This is a genomic window from Streptomyces sp. NBC_00353, from assembly GCF_036108815.1.
In the GTDB taxonomy this organism is placed as follows: domain Bacteria; phylum Actinomycetota; class Actinomycetes; order Streptomycetales; family Streptomycetaceae; genus Streptomyces.
This window is the reverse complement of record NZ_CP107985.1, coordinates 3592898-3615608: the sequence shown is the minus strand read 5'-3', so window position 1 is coordinate 3615608 and position 22711 is coordinate 3592898. Positions and strand designations below refer to the sequence as shown.

The 22711-nt window shown below is 69.9% G+C and carries 20 protein-coding genes; 17 read left to right on the top strand and 3 right to left on the bottom strand.

Annotated elements, in window-relative coordinates:
- Positions 1–57: 57 nt before the first annotated feature.
- Positions 58–1428 (bottom strand): purine-cytosine permease family protein, encoded by a 1371-nt coding sequence (locus tag OHA88_RS16385; protein WP_328626088.1) that lies wholly within the window; start codon positions 1426–1428, stop codon positions 58–60.
- A gap of 109 nt (positions 1429–1537) precedes the next feature.
- On the opposite strand from OHA88_RS16385, the gene ftsY reads away from it, so the two are divergent.
- Complete coding sequence (gene ftsY, locus OHA88_RS16380; RefSeq protein ID WP_328626087.1) at positions 1538–2752, top strand: signal recognition particle-docking protein FtsY; 1215 nt, start codon at positions 1538–1540, stop codon at positions 2750–2752.
- A gap of 36 nt (positions 2753–2788) precedes the next feature.
- On the opposite strand, the gene OHA88_RS16375 is transcribed toward ftsY, so the two are convergent.
- Entirely contained in the window at positions 2789–3490 is a 702-nt protein-coding gene (locus OHA88_RS16375; protein ID WP_326626931.1) for a bifunctional DNA primase/polymerase, read from the bottom strand.
- Between the two features lie 424 nt (positions 3491–3914).
- On the opposite strand from OHA88_RS16375, the gene nsdA reads away from it, so the two are divergent.
- The 6 genes from nsdA (at position 3915) to ftsH (ending at position 13789) form a co-directional block, all read left to right on the top strand.
- Positions 3915–5390, top strand: coding sequence for a transcriptional repressor NsdA (gene nsdA, locus OHA88_RS16370; protein ID WP_093778632.1), 1476 nt, complete (start codon positions 3915–3917; stop codon positions 5388–5390).
- A gap of 370 nt (positions 5391–5760) precedes the next feature.
- Positions 5761–7119 (top strand): ammonium transporter, encoded by a 1359-nt coding sequence (locus OHA88_RS16365; protein ID WP_326605971.1) that lies wholly within the window; start codon positions 5761–5763, stop codon positions 7117–7119.
- The gene (locus OHA88_RS16360; RefSeq protein ID WP_150487428.1) at positions 7116–7454 is read left to right on the top strand and encodes a P-II family nitrogen regulator; all 339 of its coding nucleotides are present in this window, start codon (positions 7116–7118) and stop codon (positions 7452–7454) included. The genes OHA88_RS16365 and OHA88_RS16360 overlap by 4 nt, the downstream gene beginning before the upstream one ends.
- Positions 7455–7485: 31 nt before the next feature.
- The gene (locus OHA88_RS16355; RefSeq protein WP_328626086.1) at positions 7486–9939 is read left to right on the top strand and encodes a [protein-PII] uridylyltransferase; all 2454 of its coding nucleotides are present in this window, start codon (positions 7486–7488) and stop codon (positions 9937–9939) included.
- Between the two features lie 134 nt (positions 9940–10073).
- Entirely contained in the window at positions 10074–11624 is a 1551-nt protein-coding gene (gene ffh / locus OHA88_RS16350; RefSeq protein WP_328626085.1) for a signal recognition particle protein, read from the top strand.
- 251 nt (positions 11625–11875) lie between these two features.
- Complete coding sequence (gene ftsH, locus OHA88_RS16345; RefSeq protein ID WP_328626084.1) at positions 11876–13789, top strand: ATP-dependent zinc metalloprotease FtsH; 1914 nt, start codon at positions 11876–11878, stop codon at positions 13787–13789.
- A 63-nt stretch (positions 13790–13852) separates the two neighbouring features.
- Here ftsH and OHA88_RS16340 read toward each other — a convergent pair whose 3' ends face one another.
- Positions 13853–14713 carry a class I SAM-dependent methyltransferase gene (locus tag OHA88_RS16340; RefSeq protein ID WP_328626083.1) on the bottom strand — a complete coding sequence of 287 codons (861 nt, stop codon included), beginning with the start codon at positions 14711–14713 and terminating at the stop codon, positions 13853–13855.
- A 246-nt stretch (positions 14714–14959) separates the two neighbouring features.
- On the opposite strand from OHA88_RS16340, the gene proS reads away from it, so the two are divergent.
- The 10 genes from proS to lepB (OHA88_RS16290) all read left to right on the top strand — a co-directional run bounded on the left by proS (position 14960) and on the right by lepB (OHA88_RS16290) (position 22680).
- The gene (gene proS / locus OHA88_RS16335; protein ID WP_328626082.1) at positions 14960–16375 is read left to right on the top strand and encodes a proline--tRNA ligase; all 1416 of its coding nucleotides are present in this window, start codon (positions 14960–14962) and stop codon (positions 16373–16375) included.
- Positions 16376–16616: 241 nt separating this feature from the next.
- The gene (locus OHA88_RS16330; RefSeq protein WP_030928573.1) at positions 16617–17210 is read left to right on the top strand and encodes a hypothetical protein; all 594 of its coding nucleotides are present in this window, start codon (positions 16617–16619) and stop codon (positions 17208–17210) included.
- Positions 17211–17367: 157 nt separating this feature from the next.
- Positions 17368–17811 carry a 30S ribosomal protein S16 gene (rpsP, locus tag OHA88_RS16325; protein WP_030928571.1) on the top strand — a complete coding sequence of 148 codons (444 nt, stop codon included), beginning with the start codon at positions 17368–17370 and terminating at the stop codon, positions 17809–17811.
- Positions 17812–17813: 2 nt separating this feature from the next.
- Positions 17814–18053 (top strand): RNA-binding protein, encoded by a 240-nt coding sequence (locus OHA88_RS16320; protein ID WP_005311361.1) that lies wholly within the window; start codon positions 17814–17816, stop codon positions 18051–18053.
- A 79-nt stretch (positions 18054–18132) separates the two neighbouring features.
- Complete coding sequence (gene rimM / locus OHA88_RS16315; protein WP_328626081.1) at positions 18133–18702, top strand: ribosome maturation factor RimM; 570 nt, start codon at positions 18133–18135, stop codon at positions 18700–18702.
- Entirely contained in the window at positions 18702–19523 is an 822-nt protein-coding gene (gene trmD / locus OHA88_RS16310) for a tRNA (guanosine(37)-N1)-methyltransferase TrmD (RefSeq protein WP_267001359.1), read from the top strand. The genes rimM and trmD overlap by 1 nt, the downstream gene beginning before the upstream one ends.
- 128 nt (positions 19524–19651) lie before the next feature.
- Positions 19652–20002 carry a 50S ribosomal protein L19 gene (gene rplS / locus OHA88_RS16305; RefSeq protein ID WP_267001357.1) on the top strand — a complete coding sequence of 117 codons (351 nt, stop codon included), beginning with the start codon at positions 19652–19654 and terminating at the stop codon, positions 20000–20002.
- A gap of 45 nt (positions 20003–20047) precedes the next feature.
- Positions 20048–20815: a signal peptidase I gene (lepB, locus tag OHA88_RS16300; RefSeq protein ID WP_328626080.1), complete on the top strand. Its 768-nt coding sequence runs from the start codon at positions 20048–20050 to the stop codon at positions 20813–20815.
- A complete protein-coding gene (lepB, locus tag OHA88_RS16295; protein ID WP_267001353.1) occupies positions 20808–21851 on the top strand; it encodes a signal peptidase I in 1044 nt (347 codons plus the stop codon). Before lepB (OHA88_RS16300) ends, lepB (OHA88_RS16295) begins: the two co-directional genes overlap by 8 nt.
- Positions 21784–22680: a signal peptidase I gene (lepB, locus tag OHA88_RS16290; RefSeq protein ID WP_326634058.1), complete on the top strand. Its 897-nt coding sequence runs from the start codon at positions 21784–21786 to the stop codon at positions 22678–22680. Before lepB (OHA88_RS16295) ends, lepB (OHA88_RS16290) begins: the two co-directional genes overlap by 68 nt.
- Positions 22681–22711 lie beyond the last annotated feature (31 nt).

The window sequence follows — 22711 nt, the reverse complement described above, 5'->3', positions numbered from 1 at the left end:
GGGCTTGGCGCGCCGGGAGAGTAGCTGACGTGGCGTCAGAAGTGTAGGGGCGTGCCGTCACCGCGCCCCGGCCGGGCGCGGCAGCAGGGCGTACAGGGCGCCGGAGACGGCGATGGTGGCCGCCCAGCCCAGACCGTGGCGCCCGATCCAGGTGGTGGCGAGCGGGCCGGTGAACCACTCCACGGCGGTCAGCAGCAGCCCGACCACCAGCCCCGAACCCCACGCGGCCACGGCGGGCACGGAGAAGCCGCCCGTGTACCAGTAGGCGCCGGCGGAAGTGGTGTCCAGCAGCGCCGCCGCATCGTACGTACGCCCCCGCAGCAGATCCACGCCGAAGACGCCGATCCAGGCGGAGAACGTCACCGCGAGCAACGTCAGAAAGGAGACGAACGGATCGATAAAGCCACTCGTCGCCATTATCAGCAATCCGCCGAGTAGGAGACTGATGGTGGCATTCACCCCGACCGCCCAGGTGCGCGGGATCGTGAATCCCAGCGTCTGCGCGGTGAAACCGGCCGAATACATCGACATCGCGTTGATCAGCACCATTCCCACCACGGCAATCAGCAGATACGGCACCGAGATCCAGTCCGGCAGCAGCGTGCCGATGAAAGAGACCGGATCGCTGCTGGTGGCCAGGCCCGGAGTGGCCACCGCCATCACCGCACCCATCAGCACCAAGGGCAGCGAGACGAGCACCGCACCGCCCACGGTCGCCCCGACCACCGCCCTGCCGGGAGTGGTGCGCGGCAGATAGCGGGTGAAGTCCGGGCCGGACGGCACCCAGCTGATGCCACCGGCCGCCAGGGTGCCGATCCCGGCGATCATCAGCGCCGTCGGTCCGGCCGGTCTGTCCAGGACGGCCCGCCAGTCGGTCCCGACCCCCAGATGGATCAGCACGAGGACGCTGAACCCGCCGAACAGATACGCCGACCAGGTGCAGCACTCCCGCAGTGCGCCCGCCCCGAGCCCGGACACCAGAAAGCTGCTCGCCACGAAGGCCACCAGCACCGCCGTGACCAGGCCTGTGGTGGAGCGGACGGAGAACAGCAGATCGAGCACGGCCAGCAGGGCGTACGCGCCGGTGACCGCGTTCACGGTCTCCCAGCCCCAGCGGGCGATCCAGATCAGCGCACCGGGCAGCAGATTGCCGCGCTGCCCGAAGACGGCCCGGGAGAGGGCCATGCCTGGCGCGCCGCCCCGCTGCCCGGCGACCGAGACCAGGCCGACCAGTCCGTAACTGACGACCGGTGCCGTGGCGGCGACGATCAGCACCTGCCAGAAGTTCAGGCCGCTGAAGACGACGAGCCCCGCGCCCACGGTGAGCAGCAGGACGGTCATATTGGCGGCGGCCCAGGTGGGGAAGAGGGTGCGGACCCGACCGGTGCGCTCGCTGTCGGGGACGGGTTCCAGGCCGCGGGTCTCCACGAACGGGATCGTACCTTTACCGCCAAAGGGTGCATAACGCCCTGTTGGATTCCGGGGTGATCTTCCGGTGCCGCCCGTGGACGCGGACGTGACTGATACTGGGTGGGTTATGGAATTCGTCATCCTTGCTGTAGTCATCGCCGCCCTGGTCGTGGTCGGCCTGGTCAGCGGGCTCGTGGTCAGCGGCCGTAAGAAGAGGCAGCTGCCCCCGGCACCGTCGAGCACGCCGACCCTCACTCCTCCCGCCGAACCCCATGTCGGCGAGGAAGCCGAGACACCGCGCGAGGAACCGCGCCGCACCATCGAGGAGGCCGGTCCCCCCGACGCCCAGGCTCCCGTCGCGGAAGCCCCGGCAGTCGCCGAGCCGGAGGCACCCGCTGCCCCCGCGCTCGAGATCCCCGAGCCCACCGCGGGCCGTCTCGTACGGCTGCGTGCCCGGCTCGCCCGTTCACAGAGCACCCTTGGCAAGGGGCTCCTCACGCTCCTGTCCCGCGACAATCTGGACGAGGACACCTGGGAGGAGATCGAGGACACCCTGCTGACCGCCGACGTCGGCGTCGCACCCACCCAGGAGCTGGTGGAGCGGCTGCGCGAGCGCGTCCGCGTCCTCGGCACCCGTACCCCCGAGGGGCTGCGCACGCTGCTGCGCGAGGAGCTCCTCGCCCTGCTCGGCACCGACTTCGACCGTGCGGTCAAGACGGAGAGCGGTGTCGACACCCCCGGCGTCGTGATGGTCGTCGGTGTCAACGGCACCGGCAAGACCACCACCACGGGCAAGCTGGCCCGGGTCCTCGTCGCCGACGGCCGCAGTGTCGTGCTCGGCGCCGCCGACACGTTCCGTGCCGCCGCCGCCGACCAGCTGCAGACCTGGGGCGAGCGCGTCGGTGCCCGCACCGTCCGCGGACCCGAGGGCGGCGACCCGGCGTCGATCGCCTTCGACGCGGTGAAGGAAGGCATTGCCGAGGGCGCCGACGTCGTGCTCATCGACACCGCCGGCCGGCTGCACACCAAGACCGGGCTCATGGACGAGCTCGGCAAGGTCAAGCGTGTCGTCGAGAAGCACGGCCCGCTCGACGAGATCCTGCTCGTCCTCGACGCCACGACCGGGCAGAACGGCCTGGTTCAGGCCCGGGTGTTCGCCGAGGTCGTCGACATCACCGGCATCGTCCTCACCAAGTTGGACGGCACCGCCAAGGGCGGCATCGTCATCGCCGTCCAGCGCGAGCTGGGCGTACCGGTGAAGCTGGTGGGTCTGGGCGAGGGTCCGGACGATCTGGCTCCGTTCGAGCCGGAGGCGTTCGTCGACGCGCTGATCGGCGACTGACGCCGCCGCCGGGTCCGCCCGGTCGCCGTTTCGTCCTCAATTGCCGGACGGGCTCGCTTTCGAGCCCGTCCGGCAATTGGGTTTCACGCCCCTGGAGCGATGGCAGATGTACGCCAGCGTGCCCAGCAGCAGCCGCGCCTGCGGCGGCCTGCCCGACGTGTCCAGCACCGGCGGACGCAGCCAGCGGACCGGGCCGAGGCCGCCCTCGTCGGACGGCGGAGCGGTGATGTGGCAGCCGGGACCCAGCGCCCGCAGATCCAGATCCGCGTCGTCCCAGCCCATCCGGTACAGCAGCTGCGGAAGTTCGGCGGCGGCGCCCGGCGCGACGAAGAACTGGGCCCGTCCGGACGGTGTCACCGCCACCGGGCCGAGCGGCAGCCCCATCCGCTCCAGCCGCACCAGCGCCCGGCGCCCGGCCGGTTCGGCGACATCGAGGACGTCGAACGTGCGCCCCACCGGCAGCAGCATCGAAGCGCCCGGCACCTCCGCCCACGCGCTCGCCGCCATGTCCAGCGTGGCGCCGGCCGGCACCTCGTCGGCGAAGTCCAGCGGATGCGCGCCGGGGGAGGCGCAGCCGTTGTCGCCGCACGAGCAGCGGCCGGCCGCGGCCCGGGCTCCCGGCGCGACGGCCCAGCCCCACAGCCCTGTGTATTCGGCCACCGCGGTGCACTCGGCCGTACGGCCTCGCCGCCGTGAGCCGGATCGCATCTCACGGATGCCGCCGATCGTGAAGCCCATGCCCCCTCCAACGGGTCCGGCTCGCCGGTGGTTACGACGCGGAGTGCGGTCGTTACATTCCGTCGCCCGGTCGACCGAGCGGCGCACGCACGAACCCCAGGTGGTGCGACACGGTCCGCGCGCCCCTGTGCGCGTCACTGCGTCTGCCACTGATCGCCGTCTGTCAAGTGAATCGCGCCCGACGGTGAACGCGTTCATTCGATGGGGTGGCGAATGGTGGCGTTTCTGTAATCACGGTCGCCGAGCGGGTGATCGTAGGATTACCGTCGGTACACGAACCATGGAAGTATGTGCGCCGATGGGTATGCCGGAGGCAAATCGATTTCCTGTTCGATGGTGCGCAACTGCCGTACGGACGGCTTCGGCCCACGGCATTCTGATAGTGGTTCGCGCGACACGTATTCAGCGGGATGGGGGCGTTCCAGTGAGTGGCAGCGGCGCAGGCGATTCGAATGCCGGTAAGCGCCCCAACGGGCAATTGGGATCATGGTTCGTGCGCAGCGGCTGGTCGAAGGGCGAGCTGGCACGGCAGGTGAACCGCAGGGCGCGCCAGATGGGCGCCCACCACATCAGCACGGACACCTCCCGGGTCCGGCGCTGGCTCGACGGTGAACAGCCGCGTGAGCCGATTCCGCGCATCCTCTCCGAGCTCTTCTCGGAGCGCTTCGGCACCGTCGTCGCCGTCGAGGACCTCGGGCTGCGCTCCGCCCATCAGTCACCGTCGGTGGCCGGTGTCGACCTGCCCTGGGCGGGCCCGCAGACCGTCGCGCTGCTCAGCGAGTTCTCCCGCAGCGACCTGATGCTCGCCCGCCGCGGCTTCCTCGGCACCTCGCTCGCCCTCGCCGCGGGCCCGGCTCTCATCGAGCCCATGCAGCGGTGGCTGGTGCCGGTCGCCGCCGCGGCCCCGGCGGATCCGGAGCCGTCCGCGGCGGACCGGCGCCCCTCCCGCCTCTCGAGCCCCGAACTCGACCTGCTGGAGTCCACCACTGTGATGTTCCGCCAGTGGGACGCCCAGTGCGGCGGTGGCCTGCGACGCAAGGCCGTCGTGGGCCAGCTCCACGAGGTCACCGACCTGTTGCAGGAACCACAGCCCGCGGCCACCGCCAAGCGGCTCTTCCGGTGCGCGGCCGAACTCGCCGAACTGGCGGGCTGGATGAGCTATGACGTCGGCCTCCAGCCCACCGCCCAGAAGTATTTCGTCCTCGCGCTGCACGCCGCCAAGGAGGCCGGCGACAAACCGCTGGGCAGTTACGTCCTGTCCAGCATGAGCCGCCAGATGATCCACCTGGGACGGCCCGACGACGCCCTCGAACTCATCCATCTGGCCCAGTACGGCAGCCGGGACTGCGCCACCCCGCGCACCCAGGCCATGCTGTATGCGATGGAGGCCCGCGCCTACGCCAACATGGGCCAGCCCAGCAAGTGCAAGCGAGCCGTCCGGATGGCCGAGGACACCTTCCTCGACGCCGGGATCGACGGCGAGCCCGAGCCCGACTGGATCCGCTTCTTCTCCGAGGCCGAACTCAACGGCGAGAATTCCCACTCGTACCGTGACCTGGCTTATGTCGCCGGCCGCAGCCCCACGTACGCCTCGCTCGCCGAGCCGATCATGGAGAAGGCCGTCGAGCTCTTCGGCGAGGACGACGAGCACCAGCGGTCGTACGCACTTAACCTGGTCGGCCTCGCCACGGTGCACCTCCTCAAGCGCGAACCCGAACAGTCCACCCTGCTGGCCGAAAAGGCCTTGCGGGTCGCCAAGAAGGTCCGCTCCGAGCGCGTCAACACCCGGCTGCGCAAGACCGTCGACACCGCTGCCAGGGACTTCGGAGACATTCCCGAGGTCGCCAGGCTCACCGATCTGCTCACCGAGCAGCTGCCCGAGACCGCTGAGGCGATCTGACCCGGGCACCCAGCACTCCGGCCACGACGAGCACCCCGCACAGACCGATTTCGGCTCCCCCTTGCCAGGTCAGTGGGTGATCGGCGTGGCCGGTTCGCGTTCCCGTTCCCGTACTCCAGAGTCGTAACCGCACCGTATGCGGCCCCGGCCGCAGGGTAGGCCCGGCCCCGGATACGCCACTCACGATTCATGGGGACGTAACACGACACACCTCTTCGTCACTGCGGCGAAACATCGTGCGGCATCGGCGGAAACCGCGCTGGGCGAACCTCATGGCGCATAACCGGCCCGCACCTTTTCCACAGTGGTCCCGCAAGTGGTCCCGCAGGTTTTGCCCGCACGCGGCCGCACCGACGACGAGGAGACGCCGATGCCCCCAGGCATCACGACGCTAGCCGCAGACGCCCCGACGCTGTCTGCCGCCAACACCGGGTTCATGCTCATCTGCTCGGCCCTGGTGATGATCATGACTCCGGGTCTGGCCTTCTTCTACGGAGGCATGGTCCGCGTCAAGAGCACCCTCAACATGCTGATGATGAGCTTCATCAGCCTCGGGATCGTCACGATCCTGTGGGTGCTGTACGGATTCAGTCTCGCCTTCGGCACCGACATCGGCTCGTTCATCGGCTGGAGCTCGGACTTCGCAGGCCTCAGCGGGATCGGTATCACCCAGCTCTGGGACGGCTACACGATCCCGGTCTATGTCTTCGCCGTCTTCCAGCTGATGTTCGCGATCATCACTCCGGCCCTGATCAGCGGTGCCCTCGCCGACCGGGTCAAGTTCACCTCCTGGGCGCTGTTCGTCACCCTGTGGGTGACCGTCGTCTACTTCCCGGTCGCGCACTGGGTCTGGGGCGCCGGCGGCTGGCTCTTCGAGCTCGGTGTCATCGACTTCGCCGGTGGTACGGCCGTCCACATCAACGCCGGTGCGGCAGCCCTCGGCGTGATCCTCGTCATCGGCAAGCGGGTCGGCTTCAAGAAGGACCCGATGCGGCCGCACAGCCTGCCGCTCGTCATGCTCGGCGCCGGTCTCCTGTGGTTCGGCTGGTTCGGCTTCAACGCCGGCTCGTGGCTCGGCAACGACGACGGCGTCGGCGCGGTGATGTTCGTCAACACGCAGGTCGCCACCGCCGCCGCGATGCTCGCGTGGCTCGGATACGAGAAGCTCCGCCACGGCTCCTTCACCACCCTCGGCGCCGCCTCCGGCGCGGTCGCGGGCCTCGTCGCCATCACCCCGTCCGGCGGCGCGATCAGCCCGCTCGGCGCCATCGCCGTCGGTGCCATCGCCGGTGTGCTCTGCGCCATGGCGGTCGGCCTCAAGTACAAGTTCGGCTACGACGACTCCCTCGATGTCGTCGGCGTCCACCTCGTCGGCGGTGTCGCGGGCTCCCTGCTCATCGGCTTCTTCGCCACCGGCGGCGTCCAGTCCGACGCCAAGGGCCTCTTCTACGGCGGCGGTCTCGACCAGCTCGGCAAGCAGGCCGTCGGTGTCTTCGCGGTCCTCGCGTACTCTCTGGTCGTCTCCGCGGTCCTCGCCTTCCTCCTCGACAAGACGATCGGCATGCGGGTCGACGAGGACGACGAGATCTCCGGCATCGACCAGGTCGAACACGCCGAGACCGCGTACGACTTCAGCGGCGCCGGCGGCGGTGCGGCCCCGCGCACCACGGGCTCCGCACCGGTATCGGACTCGACGGCAGCAGCGCAGACCAAGAAGGTGGACGCATGAAGCTCATCACGGCGGTCGTGAAGCCGCACCGGCTCGACGAGATCAAGGAGGCCCTGCAGGCCTTCGGCGTCCAGGGCCTCACGGTCACGGAGGCCAGCGGATACGGTCGCCAGCGCGGCCACACCGAGGTCTACCGGGGCGCCGAGTACACCGTCGACCTCGTCCCCAAGATCCGTATCGAGGTACTGGTCGAGGACGAGGACGCCGAACAGCTCGTCGATGTCGTGGTGAAGGCCGCCCGAACCGGCAAGATCGGAGACGGCAAGGTCTGGAGCGTCCCCGTCGAGACAGCCGTACGGGTCCGCACGGGTGAACGCGGCCCGGACGCACTCTGACCGACGGTCTCGCAAACTGAAAGGCAGCTGGGTGACGAGCACTGAAGTGACCACCGATTCCGAAGACTCGGGACCCAGCGGCTACGCGGCGGCCCGACTGCGCCTCCTCCAGGAGAAGGCGCAGTCCGGGCCGCCGCGCCGTGCGGCCCTCGCCTCCCTCACCGACGACTGGCTGACCGCCCTGTTCGCCACCGCCGCAGAGGCGACCGGCGTCCGCGGCGCAGCCCTGGTCGCCGTCGGCGGCTACGGCCGCGGCGAACTCTCCCCGCGCAGCGACCTCGACCTCCTGCTGCTGCACGACGGCAACGCCGACGCGGGCGCCATCGCCTCCCTCGCCGACCGCATCTGGTACCCCGTCTGGGACCTCGGCCTCGCGCTCGACCACTCCGTACGGACCCCCGCCGAAGCCAGGAAGACGGCGGGCGAGGACCTCAAGGTGCAGCTCGGACTGCTCGACGCCCGGCCCGTCGCCGGAGACCTCGGCCTGGTCGCCGCGATGCGCACCACGATCCTCGCCGACTGGCGCAACCTCGCCCCCAAACGCCTCCCGGCCCTCGACGAACTCTGCCGCGAACGGGCCGAACGCCAGGGCGAGCTCCAGTTCCTCCTCGAACCCGACCTCAAGGAGGCCCGCGGCGGACTGCGCGACGCCACCGCCCTGCGCGCCGTCGCCGCCTCCTGGGTCGCCGACGCGCCCCGCGAAGGCCTCGCCGAGGCCCGCCGCGTACTCCTCGACGCCCGCGACGCCCTGCACCTGACCACCGGCCGTGCCACCGACCGCCTCGCCCTCCAGGAACAGGACCAGGTCGCCACCGCGCTCGGCCTCCTCGACGCCGACGCACTGCTGCGCCAGGTGTACGAGGCCGCGCGCACCGTCTCGTACGCCACCGACGTCACCTGGCGCGAGGTCAACCGCGTGCTCCGCGCCCGGTCCGTGCGCCCCCGGCTGCGCGCCATGCTGGGCGGTGGCAAGGCGGCCTCCCCGGAGCGCACCCCGCTCGCCGACGGCGTCGTCGAGGCCGACGGCGAAGTCGTCCTCGCCCGCACCGCCCGCCCCGAACGCGACCCGGTGCTCGTGCTGCGCGCGGCCGCCGCGGCCGCCCAGTCCGAACTGCCGATCTCCCGGCATGTCGTACGCCACCTCGCCACCGCCGCGCGCCCACTGCCCGTGCCCTGGCCCGCCGAGGCCCGTGAGGAACTCGTCACCCTGCTCGGCGCGGGCGAGGCCACCGTGCCCGTCTGGGAAGCCCTCGAAGCCGAAGGGCTGATCACCCGGCTGCTGCCCGACTGGGAACGCGTCCACTGCCGGCCCCAGCGCAACCCCGTGCACACCTGGACCGTCGACCGCCACCTCGTCGAGGCAGCCGTCCGGGCCTCCTCCCTCACCCGCCGCGTCGGCCGCCCCGACCTCCTCCTCGTCGCCGCCCTGCTGCACGACATCGGCAAGGGCTGGCCCGGCGACCACTCCGTCGCCGGAGAAGTCATCGCCCGCGACGTCGCCGCCCGGATCGGCTTCGACCAGCACGACGTGGGCGTCATCGCCACCCTCGTACGTCACCATCTGCTGCTCGTCGAGACCGCCACCCGCCGCGACCTCGACGACCCGGCGACCGTCCGGTCCGTCGCCACCGCCGTCGGGACCACGTCCACGCTGGAACTCCTGCACGCCCTCACCGAGGCCGACGCGCTGGCCACCGGGCCCGCCGCCTGGTCCACCTGGCGCGCCTCCCTCGTGACCGACCTGGTCAAGCGCGTCGCCGCCGTCCTCGCGGGCGAGGCCCCGGACGAACCCGAACCGGCCGAACCCAGCGCCGAGCAGGAACGCCTCGCCATCGAGGCACTGCGCACCGGCGAACCCGTCCTCGCCCTGCACGCCCAGGCCGAACCCGCGAACGGGGACGGCGAACCGGAACCCGTCGGTGTCGAACTCCTCATCGCCGTCCCCGACCGCCCCGGTGTCCTGCCCGCCGCCGCCGGAGTACTCGCCCTGCACCGCCTCACCGTCCGCGCCGCCGACCTGCGGGCCGTCGAGCTCCCCACCGAGCTCGGCGAGTGCGTCGACGTCCTGCTGCTCAGCTGGCGGGTGGCGGCCGAATACGGCTCCCTGCCACAGGCCACCCGGCTCCGCGCCGATCTCGTACGCGCCCTGGACGGCTCCCTCGACATCCAGGCCCGCCTCGCCGAACGCGAAGCCGCCTATCCGCGGCGCCGCGGGGTGAAGGCCCCGCCGCCCCGGGTGACGGTCGCACCGGCCGGTTCCCGGCTGGCGACGGTGATCGAGGTGAGGGCCCAGGACGCTCCGGGGCTGCTGCACCGGATCGGCCGGGCGCTGGAGCAGAGCGCGGTACGGGTGCGCAGCGCGCATGTGTCGACGCTGGGGGCGAACGCGGTGGACGCGTTCTATGTCACAGGGGCGGACGGCGAGCCGTTGGCCGATGTACGGGCCGCCGAGCTGGCCGGAGAGGTGCAGCGGGCCCTGAGCTGAGCTTCCGCGATCACGTGAAGAGGCCCTCGTCCGTCACGAGTATGCGGGCGAGGGCTTTGCGTTTCCCGGCGTCCGGATACCCTGGGGGACGACTGACCTGCACCCGACCCCGACCCTGAGGACCGACGAGCGCCGTGTTCGATACTCTCTCCGACCGCCTTGCCGCGACTTTCAAGAACCTCCGGGGCAAGGGCCGCTTGTCCGAGGCGGACATCGACGCCACGGCACGCGAGATCCGTATCGCCCTGCTCGAGGCCGATGTCGCGCTTCCCGTGGTCCGCGCCTTCATCGCCAATGTCAAGGAGCGGGCGCGCGGCGTCGAGGTCTCCCAGGCGCTGAACCCTGCCCAGCAGGTCGTCAAGATCGTCAACGAGGAGCTCGTCGGCATCCTCGGCGGTGAGACCCGGCGGGTGCGGTTCGCCAAGAACCCGCCCACCGTGATCATGCTCGCCGGTCTGCAGGGTGCCGGTAAGACCACCCTGGCCGGAAAGCTCGGTGTCTGGCTCAAGGGGCAGGGCCACTCGCCGCTGCTCGTCGCCTGTGACCTCCAGCGCCCCAACGCCGTCAACCAGCTGAGCGTCGTCGCCGACCGCGCCGGTGTCGCGGTGTACGCCCCGCAGCCGGGCAACGGCGTCGGTGACCCGGTCCAGGTCGCCAAGGACTCCATCGAGCACGCCCGCTCCAAGCAGTTCGACGTGGTGATCGTCGACACCGCGGGCCGCCTCGGTATCGACCAGGAGCTGATGCAGCAGGCCGCGGACATCCGCGACGCCGTCAGCCCCGACGAGATCCTCTTCGTCGTCGACGCGATGATCGGCCAGGACGCGGTCAACACCGCCGAGGCCTTCCGCGACGGTGTCGGCTTCGACGGCGTGGTGCTCTCCAAGCTCGACGGTGACGCCCGCGGTGGTGCCGCCCTGTCGATCGCCCATGTCACGGGCAAGCAGATCATGTTCGCGTCGAACGGTGAGAAGCTCGAGGACTTCGACGCCTTCCACCCCGACCGCATGGCGTCGCGCATCCTCGACATGGGTGACCTGCTCACCCTGATCGAGCAGGCGGAGAAGACCTTCACCCAGGAAGAGGCCGCCAAAATGGCCTCCAAGCTGGCGTCCAGCAAGGGCAAGGACTTCACGCTCGACGACTTCCTGGCGCAGATGGAGCAGGTCAGGAAGATGGGCTCCATCTCCAAGCTGCTCGGGATGCTGCCCGGCATGGGGCAGATCAAGGACCAGATCAACAGCATCGACGAGCGGGACGTGGACCGTACCGCCGCGATCATCAAGTCGATGACGCCGCACGAGCGTCAGGAACCGACGATCATCAACGGCTCGCGCCGGGCCCGTATCGCCAAGGGTTCGGGTGTCGAGGTGTCCGCCGTGAAGAACCTGGTGGAGCGGTTCTTCGAGGCGCGCAAGATGATGTCGAAGATGGCGCAGGGCGGCGGCATGCCGGGCATGCCGGGGATGCCCGGCATGGGCGGCGGTCCCGGTCGCCAGAAGAAGCAGATCAAGCAGGCCAAGGGCAAGCGCAAGAGCGGCAACCCGATGAAGCGCAAGGCCGAGGAGCAGGCTGAGGCGGCCCGCCGCGAGCAGGCGGCGGCGCAGGGCGGCGCGTTCGGTCTGCCGGCCCAGGAGGACAAGAACTTCGAGCTGCCGGACGAGTTCAAGAAGTTCATGGGCTGACGCTCTCGGCCCATGTGCGAAAGGGGCGCCCGCCTTCCCGGCGGGCGCCCCTTTCGTGTGCGCCCCGCCTGCTCAGGCCGTGTGCCGCCCAGGCCACAGCGTCGTCCCGTTGGCCGGCCCCGAACAGGGTTCCGGATATTGCCCGGGCTTCACGCGTCCGCGCGCCGATGTCCCCCCATGGGCCCACCGGACGGGCCCCCGGAGGCTCTGGTGCTTAATGTCGCCTCAAGGTCGTCGGCAGAGGAGCGCGCGTGACCAGTCCTGTACCGCCACGCGATCGGACCGACCAGCCGTGGCGCTCCGAGGGCGCCCCACCGCCCCCTCCGCCGCGTCGGAAGATGCCTGGCGGCTGGGGCGGACTGCTGCTGACCGCGCTGGCCGTCTATCTGATCACCAATCTGGTGCTCTCCTTCTTCAACGGCAGGAACGAGCCGACCATCGCCTACACGGAGTTCACCAAGCAGGTCACGGCGGGCAACGTCTCCAAGATCTACTCCAAGGGCGACGCCATCCAGGGGCAGCTGAGGAAGGAGGCGAAGGTCCCCGGCAGCGACAAGACGTACACCAAGTTCGTCACCCAGCGGCCCGCGTTCGCCGACGACAACCTCTGGGCCGAGCTGATCAAGGACGATGTCGCCGTCACCGCGGAACCGGTCGTCCAGCAGCGCAGCTTCCTCGCCAACCTGCTGATCTCCCTGGCCCCGATCCTGCTGCTCGTCCTGCTCTGGGTCTTCATCGCCCGCCGGATGTCCGGCGGGCTCGGCGGCGTCGGCGCACTGGGGCGCAAGGCCCCGCCCAGACCGGTCGAACTGGAGGGCGCCAAGCGCACCACTTTCGAGGACGTGGCCGGGATCGACGAGGTCGAGGGCGAACTCAACGATGTCGTCGACTTCCTGAAGAACCCGCAGGAGTACCGGAAGATGGGCGCCCGGATGCCCGGGGGAGTGCTGCTCGCGGGCCCGCCCGGCACCGGCAAGACGCTGCTCGCAAGGGCCGTCGCGGGCGAGGCCGGGGTGCCGTTCTTCTCCGCCTCCGCCTCCGAGTTCATCGAGATGATCGTCGGCGTCGGCGCGAGCCGGGTACGGGAACTCTTCGCCGAGGCCCGCAAGGTCGCCCCCGCCATCGTCTTCATCGACGAGATCGACACCATCGGCCGGGCTCGCGGCGGCGGCTCCGGCATGGGCGGCCACGACGAGCGCGAACAGACGCTGAACCAGATCCTCACCGAGATGGACGGCTTCTCCGGATCGGAAGGCGTCGTCGTCCTCGCCGCGACCAACCGGGCCGATGTCCTCGACCCGGCGCTCACCAGGCCCGGCCGCTTCGACCGGATCGTCCAGGTGAGTCCACCGGACCGGGGCGGCCGGGAGGCGATCTTGAAGATCCACACCCGGCAGATCCCGCTCTCCGAGGACGTGAGCCTCGGCCAGGTGGCCCGCACGACCCCCGGCATGACCGGTGCGGACCTCGCCAACCTCGCCAACGAGGCCGCCCTGCTCGCCGTCAAGCGCAAAAAGTCCGAGGTCAACCAGACCGACCTGTCGGACGCCCTGGAGAAGGTCCAGCTCGGAGCCGAACGACCGCTGGTCATGCCGGAGGAGGAGCGCCGCAGGACCGCGTACCACGAGAGCGGCCACGCCCTCCTCGGGATGCTCCAGCCCGGCGCCGATCCGGTCCGCAAGGTCACCATCGTGCCGCGCGGCCGGGCTCTCGGCGTCACCCTCTCGACGCCGGAGGCCGACAAGTACGCGTACACCGAGGACTATCTGCGCGGCCGCATCATCGGCGCCCTCGGTGGCATGGCCGCGGAACAGCTGGTCTACGGAGTGGTCACCACGGGCTCGGAGAGCGACCTGGAGCAGGTCACCAGCCTGGCGCGTGGAATGGTCGGGCGCTGGGGGATGAGCGAAAGAGTCGGCAGGCTGACGGCGATCCCGGGCGACGCCCAGCAGGCGTACGGACTCTCGGCGGCGCCCGCCACGCTGGACGTGGTGGACCACGAGATGCGGCGCATCGTCGATGAGTGCTACATCGAGGCGCAGCAGCTGCTGCGCGAGCACCGGGAGAAGCTCGATGCGCTGGCTTCCGCGCTGCTGCAGAACGAGACGCTGGACGAGGAGGCGGCCTACCGGGCGGCGGGCGTCGCGCGCCTGGCCAAGCACTGAGAGCCGCCCGGCCGGGCACGGAACGCCTTCTGCGGAACACCCTTCCGGGGGTGGAGCGCGCTGCTAGGGAGTGGTGCAGACGAGATAGCGGAAGACATTCGGCATCCAGACCGTGCCGTCCCGGCGCCGGTGCGGATGCAGTGCCTCCGCGACCTCCTTCTCCACCTGGGACCGGTCCGTCGCCCGTACCGCCGCGTCGAACAGCCGGGTCGACAGCAGCCCGCGCACCGCGCTGCCCATGTCCGCGTACCCGAACGGGCATGCCACCCGTCCCGAGCCGTTCGGATTGAGCCCGACCCGGAACGCGACCTCCTCCAGATCGTCCCGGCGCGCCGGGCGCCAGCCTCCCGCGCGGGGCGCACGCACCTCGTCACCGAGCCGCGTCGCCACCCGCAGCACCGCCGCAGTGGCACACCGCTCGGGCGGACCCCATCCGGTCAGCACCACCGAGCTGCCCCGCGCGACCAGCGGAACAGCGGTCTCCAGCTCCGGCTTCAGTCCTTCGGAGTCGCCCGCCGAGCAGCCGATCGGGGTGAACACGGTGAGCAGGTTGTACGGGGGGCCTTCGGGCCGGGCGGCGACGGACGGATCACCGTCGAGGAGCACCGGCAGGCCGTCCCCGGCCCGCTCGGGTCCGGGATCGGGCAGCAGCCGTTCGCGGGCCAGAGCAAGACGTTCACGGTCGGTGTCGACGCCGGTGACGTGCGCCGCACGGGCGGCGGCCATCAGCAGCGCGAGCCCGGAGCCGCAGCCGAGGGAGAGCATCCGCGTACCGGCTCCGATTTCGAGCCGCTCGTACACCGCTTCGTACAGCGGTGCGAGCATGCGCTCCTGGATCTCGGCCCAGTCACGGGCACGGGTTCCGGGGTCCACCGGGGCGGATGCATCCGCCTGCCTGTGGTGCCGGACGAGCGTTGGTGTCATGAAAGCGCCCCAATCCGCCGAGAAATCGGTCGTACCCGAGTGGACGGCCCCCGTGTGTCTGCGCGCCCGCACTCCCCCGTAAGTCAGAGAACTCCGCATCCGCGGCTTCGTCCAGGGGTCGGAGGGCAATGGTTGCGCGCTACGGTCGTGCGCCCCGGGGGACACGTCGTGCGCCCCCGGATACCGGCCACGAAGGCCGGTCCCGTCACTCCGTGCGGAGCGAGATGTCGCCGTACGATGCGCGCCATGGCAAAGGCACCCGTTCTCACACCCCAGGCCGAGGACTTTCCCCGCTGGTACCAGGATCTGATCAACAAGGCCGAACTCGCGGACAACGGTCCGGTGCGCGGCACCATGGTCATCCGACCGTACGGATACGGCCTGTGGGAGCGGATGCAGCAGGAGATGGATGCCCGCATCAAGGATGCGGGCGCCCAGAACGCCTACTTCCCACTCTTCATCCCCCAGTCTTACCTGACACGCGAAGCGGAGCACGTCGAGGGCTTCGCACCCGAGCTCGCCATCGTCACCCACGGCGGCGGCAAGGACCTCGAAGAGCCCGTGGTGGTGCGGCCGACGTCCGAAACGATCATCAATGAGTACTTCTCGAAATGGGTCCAGAGCTACCGGGATCTGCCCCTCCTGATCAACCAGTGGGCCAACGTCGTCCGCTGGGAGATGCGCCCGCGGGTCTTTCTCCGTACGACGGAGTTCCTCTGGCAGGAGGGCCACACCGCCCACGCCACGTTCGAGGACGCCCGGGAGTACGCCGCCCGCATCCACCGGGACGTCTACGCGGACTTCATGACCGAGGTCCTCGGCATCGATGTGGTGCTCGGCCGCAAGACCCCGAGCGAGCGGTTCGCGGGCGCCGTCAACACGCTCACCCTCGAAGCGATGATGGGCGACGGCAAGGCCCTGCAGATGGGTACGAGCCATGAGCTCGGCACCAATTTCGCCAAGGCCTTCCACACCGAGTACCTGTCGAAGGAGGGCAGGCAGGAGCTGGTCTGGCAGACCTCCTGGGGCACCTCGACCCGGATGGTCGGCGGCCTGATCATGTCGCACGGCGACGACCAGGGGCTCCGCGTCCCGCCGCGGCTGGCCGCCGTCCAGGCGGTCGTCCTCGCGATCAAGGGGGACGAGGCGGTACTCGCCGCGGTCCGCTCCATCGGCGACCGGCTGCGCGCCGCCGGGATCAGGGTCCACGTCGACGACCGCACGGACACCCCGTTCGGCCGGCGCGCGGTCGACTGGGAGCTGAAGGGCGTACCCGTACGGATCGAGGTCGGCCCGCGCGATCTGGAGAACGGCACGGCGATGCTGGCCCGCCGCATCCCCGGCGGGAAGCAACCGGTCCCGATCGAGGCGCTGGCGGCCCTGCTGCCGGCCGTTCTGGAGGAGGACCAGGCGACCCTGCTGCGTGAGTCCCGGGCCCGCCGCACCTCCCGCACCAGCGAGGTGGCCACCGTCGAGGAGGCCGCAGAAGCAGCGGCCGCGGGCGGCTGGGCCTGCATTCCGTGGGACGTCCTCGGCCCGGCAGGGGAGGCCCGGCTCGGGGAGCATGGCGCCTCGGTACGGTGTCTGGTGGCCGAGGACGGGTCGGTTCCGCAGTCCGACGACGCCCCGGGTACTGTCGCCGTCGTGGCCCGCGCCTACTGACGCCCGACGGTGTCCCCGGAACCGTCCGGACCCGGCGCGCAGGCGCTGTCCGCGCGCCGGGGCGTACGCGTCACGGCGTACGCGTCACTACGTACCGGCTTCGTGCGAGCTGTGAGAGTTCTCCGCAGATCAGCGCACCTGCCCTCGTCACGACGCATGAATGGCAACTGACTGGTACGTGCAAAATATTTGGGATGGCCCGGAATCGGAACACCGGGGCACTCAGGCTCGTTGTCACGACGTGAGCACGACACCACCTGTACTTGCCGCAGAGCTGGCACAGGCGTGGGCCGACATTCAGCGGTACCACCCCGAGCTGCCCGATCTTGCCGCGCCCGAGTCCCTGATCGGAGAGTCCTCGTCCGCCTGTGGCGCCGAGCTCTCCTTCGAGCGACTGCTGCACGAGGCAGTCCATGGCATCGCCGCCGCCCGAGGTGTCCGTGACACCTCCCGCGCCGGCCGCTACCACAACAGACGATTCCTCGCGATCGCCGAGGAGTTGGGTCTCGACCATGCCGAGGAGCCCCACCCCAGCAGTGGCTTCTCGCTGGTCACGCTCAACCCCGAGGCCAAGCGCCGTTACCGCCCGACGATCGAGCGACTGCAACGCGCCCTCAAGGCGCACACGGTCGCCACCGCCGCCGACACCAAACGCTCCTTCCGCGGGCCGGCCGCCCGGCACGGCTCCTCCGGAGGCGGCGTGCGCGTCAAGGCCGTCTGCGACTGCGGACGCAACGTCCGGGTCGTTCCGTCGGTCCTCGCCCAGGCGCCGATCGTCTGCGGTGGCTGCGGAAAGCCCTTCCGCATCCCGGAAGCGGCGGTCGCGGTGGGGTGACCCGATGTGGTGTGGCACAATGGCTAGCTGTACTCGACAGCCGCACAGGAACCCTCTCGCCTCCGGCTGACGCGTCCATCGGGCACCCGAGTACCGCAACCCCACGTGGCATCTTCGTTGTGCCCAACCACGTCATAGACCAGGAGACACCACTTCCGTGGCAGTCAAGATCAAGCTGAAGCGTCTGGGCAAGATCCGTTCGCCTCACTACCGCATCGTCGTCGCCGACTCCCGTACCCGCCGTGACGGCCGGGCCATCGAGGAGATCGGCCTGTACCACCCGGTGCAGAACCCCTCGCGCATCGAGGTCAACTCGGAGCGTGCGCAGTACTGGCTGTCCGTCGGCGCCCAGCCGACCGAGCCGGTTCTCGCGATCCTGAAGCTCACCGGTGACTGGCAGGCCCACAAGGGTCTCCCCGCCCCCGCGCCGCTGCTGCAGCCGGAGCCCAAGGCCGACAAGCGCGCCCTGTTCGAGGCCCTGGCCAAGGACACCGGCGAGGAGTCCAAGGGCGAGGCCATCACGCAGAAGGCGAAGAAGGCCGACAAGAAGGCGGACGAGGCGGCTGACGCTGCCGCGCCCGCCGAGTCGACCGAGGCCTGAGCATGCTCGAGGAGGCTCTCGAGCACCTCGTGAAGGGCATCGTCGACAACCCCGACGATGTGCAGGTCGCCTCGCGCAACCTGCGCCGTGGTCGTGTGCTCGAGGTCCGGGTCCATCCCGATGACCTCGGCAAGGTGATCGGCCGCAACGGCCGCACCGCACGCGCGCTGCGAACCGTCGTGGGCGCCATCGGCGGCCGTGGCATCCGCGTCGACCTCGTCGATGTGGACCAGGTTCGCTGACAGAGTTGAACACCGGCACGGGCCGGGGAGGGCCATGCGCCCGCCCCGGCCCGTCGTCGTATGACAGGAGAGACACAAGGTGCAGCTGGTAGTTGCGCGGATCGGCCGCGCCCACGGCATCAAGGGCGAGGTCACCGTCGAGGTGCGTACGGACGAGCCGGAGCTGAGGCTCGGCCCCGGGGCCCGCCTGGCCACCGACCCGGCAGCGAACGGGCCGCTGACCATCGAGACCGGACGGGTGCACAGCGGCAGGCTGCTGCTGCGTTTCGAAGGCGTACGCGACCGTACGGCGGCCGAGGCCCTCCGGAACACCCTGCTGATCGCCGACGTCGACCCGGCGGAGCTCCCGGAGGACCCCGAGGAGTTCTACGACCACCAGCTCATCGACCTCGATGTGGTCCTCGCCGACGGCACCGAGATCGGCCGGATCACCGAGATCTCGCATCTGCCGTCCCAGGACCTCTTCATCGTGGAGCGCCCGGACGGCAGCGAGGTGATGATCCCGTTCGTCGAGGAGATCGTCACCGAGATCGATCTGGAGGAGCAGCGCGCGGTCATCACCCCGCCGCCCGGCCTGATCGACGACAGCCAGGCAGTGATCGTCTCCTCGCGGGACGAAGAGGCCTCCGAGCCGGGGAACGACGCCTGATGCGGCTCGACGTCGTCACGATCTTCCCCGAGTACCTGGAACCGCTGAACGTCTCACTCGTCGGCAAGGCCCGCGCCCGGGGCCGCCTCGATGTACACGTGCACGATCTCCGGGACTGGACGTACGACCGGCACAACACGGTCGACGACACGCCGTACGGCGGCGGTCCCGGCATGGTGATGAAGACCGGGCCGTGGGGTGACGCCCTGGACGAGACCCTGGCGGACGGGTACGAGGCCGGGGCGCACTCCCCGGTGCTCGTGGTACCCACACCCAGCGGCCGCCCCTTCACCCAGGAGCTCGCCGTGGAGCTCTCCGAGCGGCCGTGGCTGATCTTCACCCCGGCCCGCTACGAGGGCATCGACCGCCGGGTGATGGACGAGTACGCCACCCGCATACCGGTCGTCGAGGTCTCCATCGGGGACTATGTGCTGGCCGGCGGGGAGGCTGCCGTGCTGGTCATCACCGAGGCGGTGGCCCGGCTGCTGCCCGGTGTGCTCGGCAACGTCGAGTCGCACCGCGACGACTCCTTCGCACCCGGCGCCATGGCCAACCTGCTGGAGGGCCCGGTCTTCACCAAGCCGCCCGAGTGGCGTGGCAGAGGCATCCCGGACGTCCTGCTCAGCGGTCACCACGGGAAGATCGCACGCTGGCGACGGGACGAGGCGTTCCGCCGTACCGCGGTCAACCGGCCCGATCTCATCGAGCGTTGCGAGGCGAGCGCCTTCGACAAGAAGGACCGTGAGATCCTCTCCATCCTCGGCTGGTCGCCGGAGCCCGGCGGCCGATTTTGGCGCAGGCCCGAAGGCATGGAAGAATAAGCCGCTGCTGTACGTCCGGTGTGCGCCCCTGCCACAGGGGGAACGACGCCCACCCGACGCGATCAGCACCCTGATTCCTTACGATCTCCCGTCGATGACCTGTGGCATCGGCGAAGAAAGCAGACAACATGGCTTCCCTGCTCGATGGCGTCAATGCCGCCTCCCTGCGTACGGACGTCCCGGCGTTCCGCCCCGGTGACACCGTCAACGTCCACGTGCGAGTGATCGAGGGCAACCGCTCCCGTATCCAGCAGTTCAAGGGCGTAGTCATCCGCCGCCAGGGCTCTGGCGTCAGCGAGACCTTCACGGTCCGCAAGGTCTCCTTCAGCGTCGGTGTCGAGCGCACCTTCCCGGTGCACAGCCCGATCTTCGAGAAGATCGAGCTCGTCACCCGCGGTGACGTCCGCCGCGCGAAGCTGTACTTCCTCCGTGAGCTGCGCGGCAAGGCCGCGAAGATCAAGGAGAAGCGCGACAGGTGAGCTAGCTCCCAGGTCCACAGCGCAGCCGGTTAAGCTCTGGCTGCGATGGACACGGAAGCAAAGACCACGGAGCGCGACCGCTCCTCCGCACCCGAAGCAGGGTCGGAGGAGAGGTCGCGCTCTTCGCGTATCCCGGACCGGTTCGCCACGATGTCGTGGCGGCGGACAGCGGCGCTCGGCGCCGGCTGCGCGGTCTTCCTGCTGCTGTTCAGCACCTATGTGCTGCAGCCCTTCCTGATCCCCAGTGGCTCGATGGAGTCCACGCTGCAGGTGGGGGACCGGGTGCTTGTGAACAAACTGGCGTACCGTTTCGGCTCCGTACCGCAGCGCGGCGATGTGGTGGTCTTCGACGGCACCGGATCCTTCGTGCAGGAGAAGCCCGAGGAGAACCCCGTCACCGCGCTGGCGCACGGCGTGGCGGCATCCCTGGGGCTGGCGGAGCCCGCCGAGACCGACTTCGTGAAGCGGGTGGTGGGCGTGGGTGGCGACCGGGTGGTCTGCTGCGACAAGCGGGGCAGGGTCGAGGTGAACGGCCGGCCGCTGGACGAGGAGTACCTGTATCCGGGCGACGTCCCGTCCAGGGCGGCGTTCGACATTGTTGTCCCCGACGGCACGCTGTGGATGATGGGCGACCACCGCAGCAACTCCCGCGACTCCCGCGACCATCTGGGCGAGCCCGGCGGCGGCATGGTGCCGGTCGACCGGGCGATCGGCCGGGTGGACTGGATCGGCTGGCCGCTGGGCCGGCTGGGCCCGCTGCCGGACACCGGTGCCTTCGACGGCGTACGGATACCGGACGGGACCCATGGGTAACCGCGGGCGCGGCAGCCGCGCCTCGGACCCCGGCACGCCGCTGCCGACCGGCAGCAGGCCGACGGTCGCACGCTCGCTGCCGACCCGGGCGGAGCGCCGCAAGCTGGCCCGCAAGGTGAAACGGCGGCGGCGCAGGTCGGCCGTGAAGGAGATCCCCCTCCTGATCACCGTGGCGCTGCTCATCGCGCTCGTTCTCAAGACCTTCCTGGTGCAGGCCTTCGTGATTCCGTCCGGATCGATGGAGCAGACCATCCGGATCGGCGACCGGGTACTCGTCGACAAGCTGACGCCCTGGTTCGGTGCAAAGCCCCGGCGCGGCGATGTCGTCGTCTTCAAGGATCCGGGCGGCTGGCTTCGGCAGGAGAACGTCGACAAGAAGGATCCGCCCGTTGTCGTCAAACAGGTGAAGGAAGGACTGACCTTCATAGGGCTGCTGCCGTCCGACGACGAACAGGATCTGATCAAGCGTGTGGTCGCCGTCGGCGGCGACACCGTGAAGTGCTGCGACAAGGACGGCAAGGTCACCGTCAACGGTGTCCCGCTCGATGAGCCCTATCTGCATCCGGGCAATCCGCCCTCCACACTCAAATTCGAGGTAAAGGTTCCGGCCGGCCGAATCTTCGTCATGGGTGACCATCGCTCGAATTCCGCCGATTCGCGCTTCCACCTGGACGAGCCCGATCACGGCACGGTCTCCGAGAACGAGGTCGTGGGACGGGCCGTCGTCATCGCCTGGCCCTTCGGCCACTGGCGGAGACTGGAGGAGCCGCAGACATTTGCCTCGGTGCCGGACGCGCGCGCCGGGACGGCGGCTGCGTACGGACAGTCGAATAGTGTGTCGTCCCAGGACCTCAATGGAATGGTCCGGCTCCCGACCCCTGCGGAACTCCCGCTCGTTATGGGAGTGGTGGGCCTGCGCCGAATGGGTCGCGGGCGGTGGCACGGAGTGAGGAGTGGATGTGGGGGATTTGGCGGTCGGCGCACGATCCGGACACGACGAACCCGAGGACCGGGCGGAGCATCCGGAGAACGGTGAATCCTCCGAGGTGGCGGGCCGGACGGAGAGTGACGGCGACTCCCCGGACAGCGGCGGTACGGCTCCGAGGAACCCACGCTCCTTCTGGAAGGAGCTGCCCCTGCTCATCGGCATCGCGTTGATTCTGGCGCTGCTGATCAAGACGTTCCTGGTGCAGGCGTTCTCGATTCCCTCGGACTCGATGCAGGACACGCTCCAGCGGGGCGACCGGGTGCTGGTCGACAAGCTGACCCCGTGGTTCGGCTCGGAGCCTCAGCGGGGCGAGGTCGTGGTCTTCCACGACCCGGGCGGCTGGCTGGAGAGCGCCCAGACACCGACACCGAATGTGGCGCAGAAGTTCCTCAGCTTCATCGGACTGATGCCGTCCGCCGAGGAGAAGGACCTGATCAAGCGGGTCATCGCGATCGGCGGCGACACGGTGGAGTGCAAGGAGAACGGGCCGGTCACGGTCAATGGCGTGGCGCTGAACGAGACGTCGTTCATCTACCCGGGCAACACCCCCTGCAATGACGAGCCGTTCGGCCCGATCAAGGTGCCCGAGGGCCGTATCTGGGTGATGGGCGATCACCGACAGAACTCCCTCGACTCCCGCTACCACCAGGAGCTGCCCGGTCAGGGCACGGTCTCCACGGACGAGGTCGTCGGCCGGGCCATCGTGGTCGCATGGCCGATCAACCGCTGGGCGACCCTGCCGATCCCGAGCACATTCGACCAGCCGGGGATCAACGCGGCGACGGGGCTGGTGCCGGGAGCACTCGGCGTAGCCGGAGCGCTGCCCCTCGTGTTGTGGCGCCGCAAGAGGCTGACCAACGGGCGTACCGCCGGGTAGGGTGCCGACTCGGATCAGCGATTGTCGATCT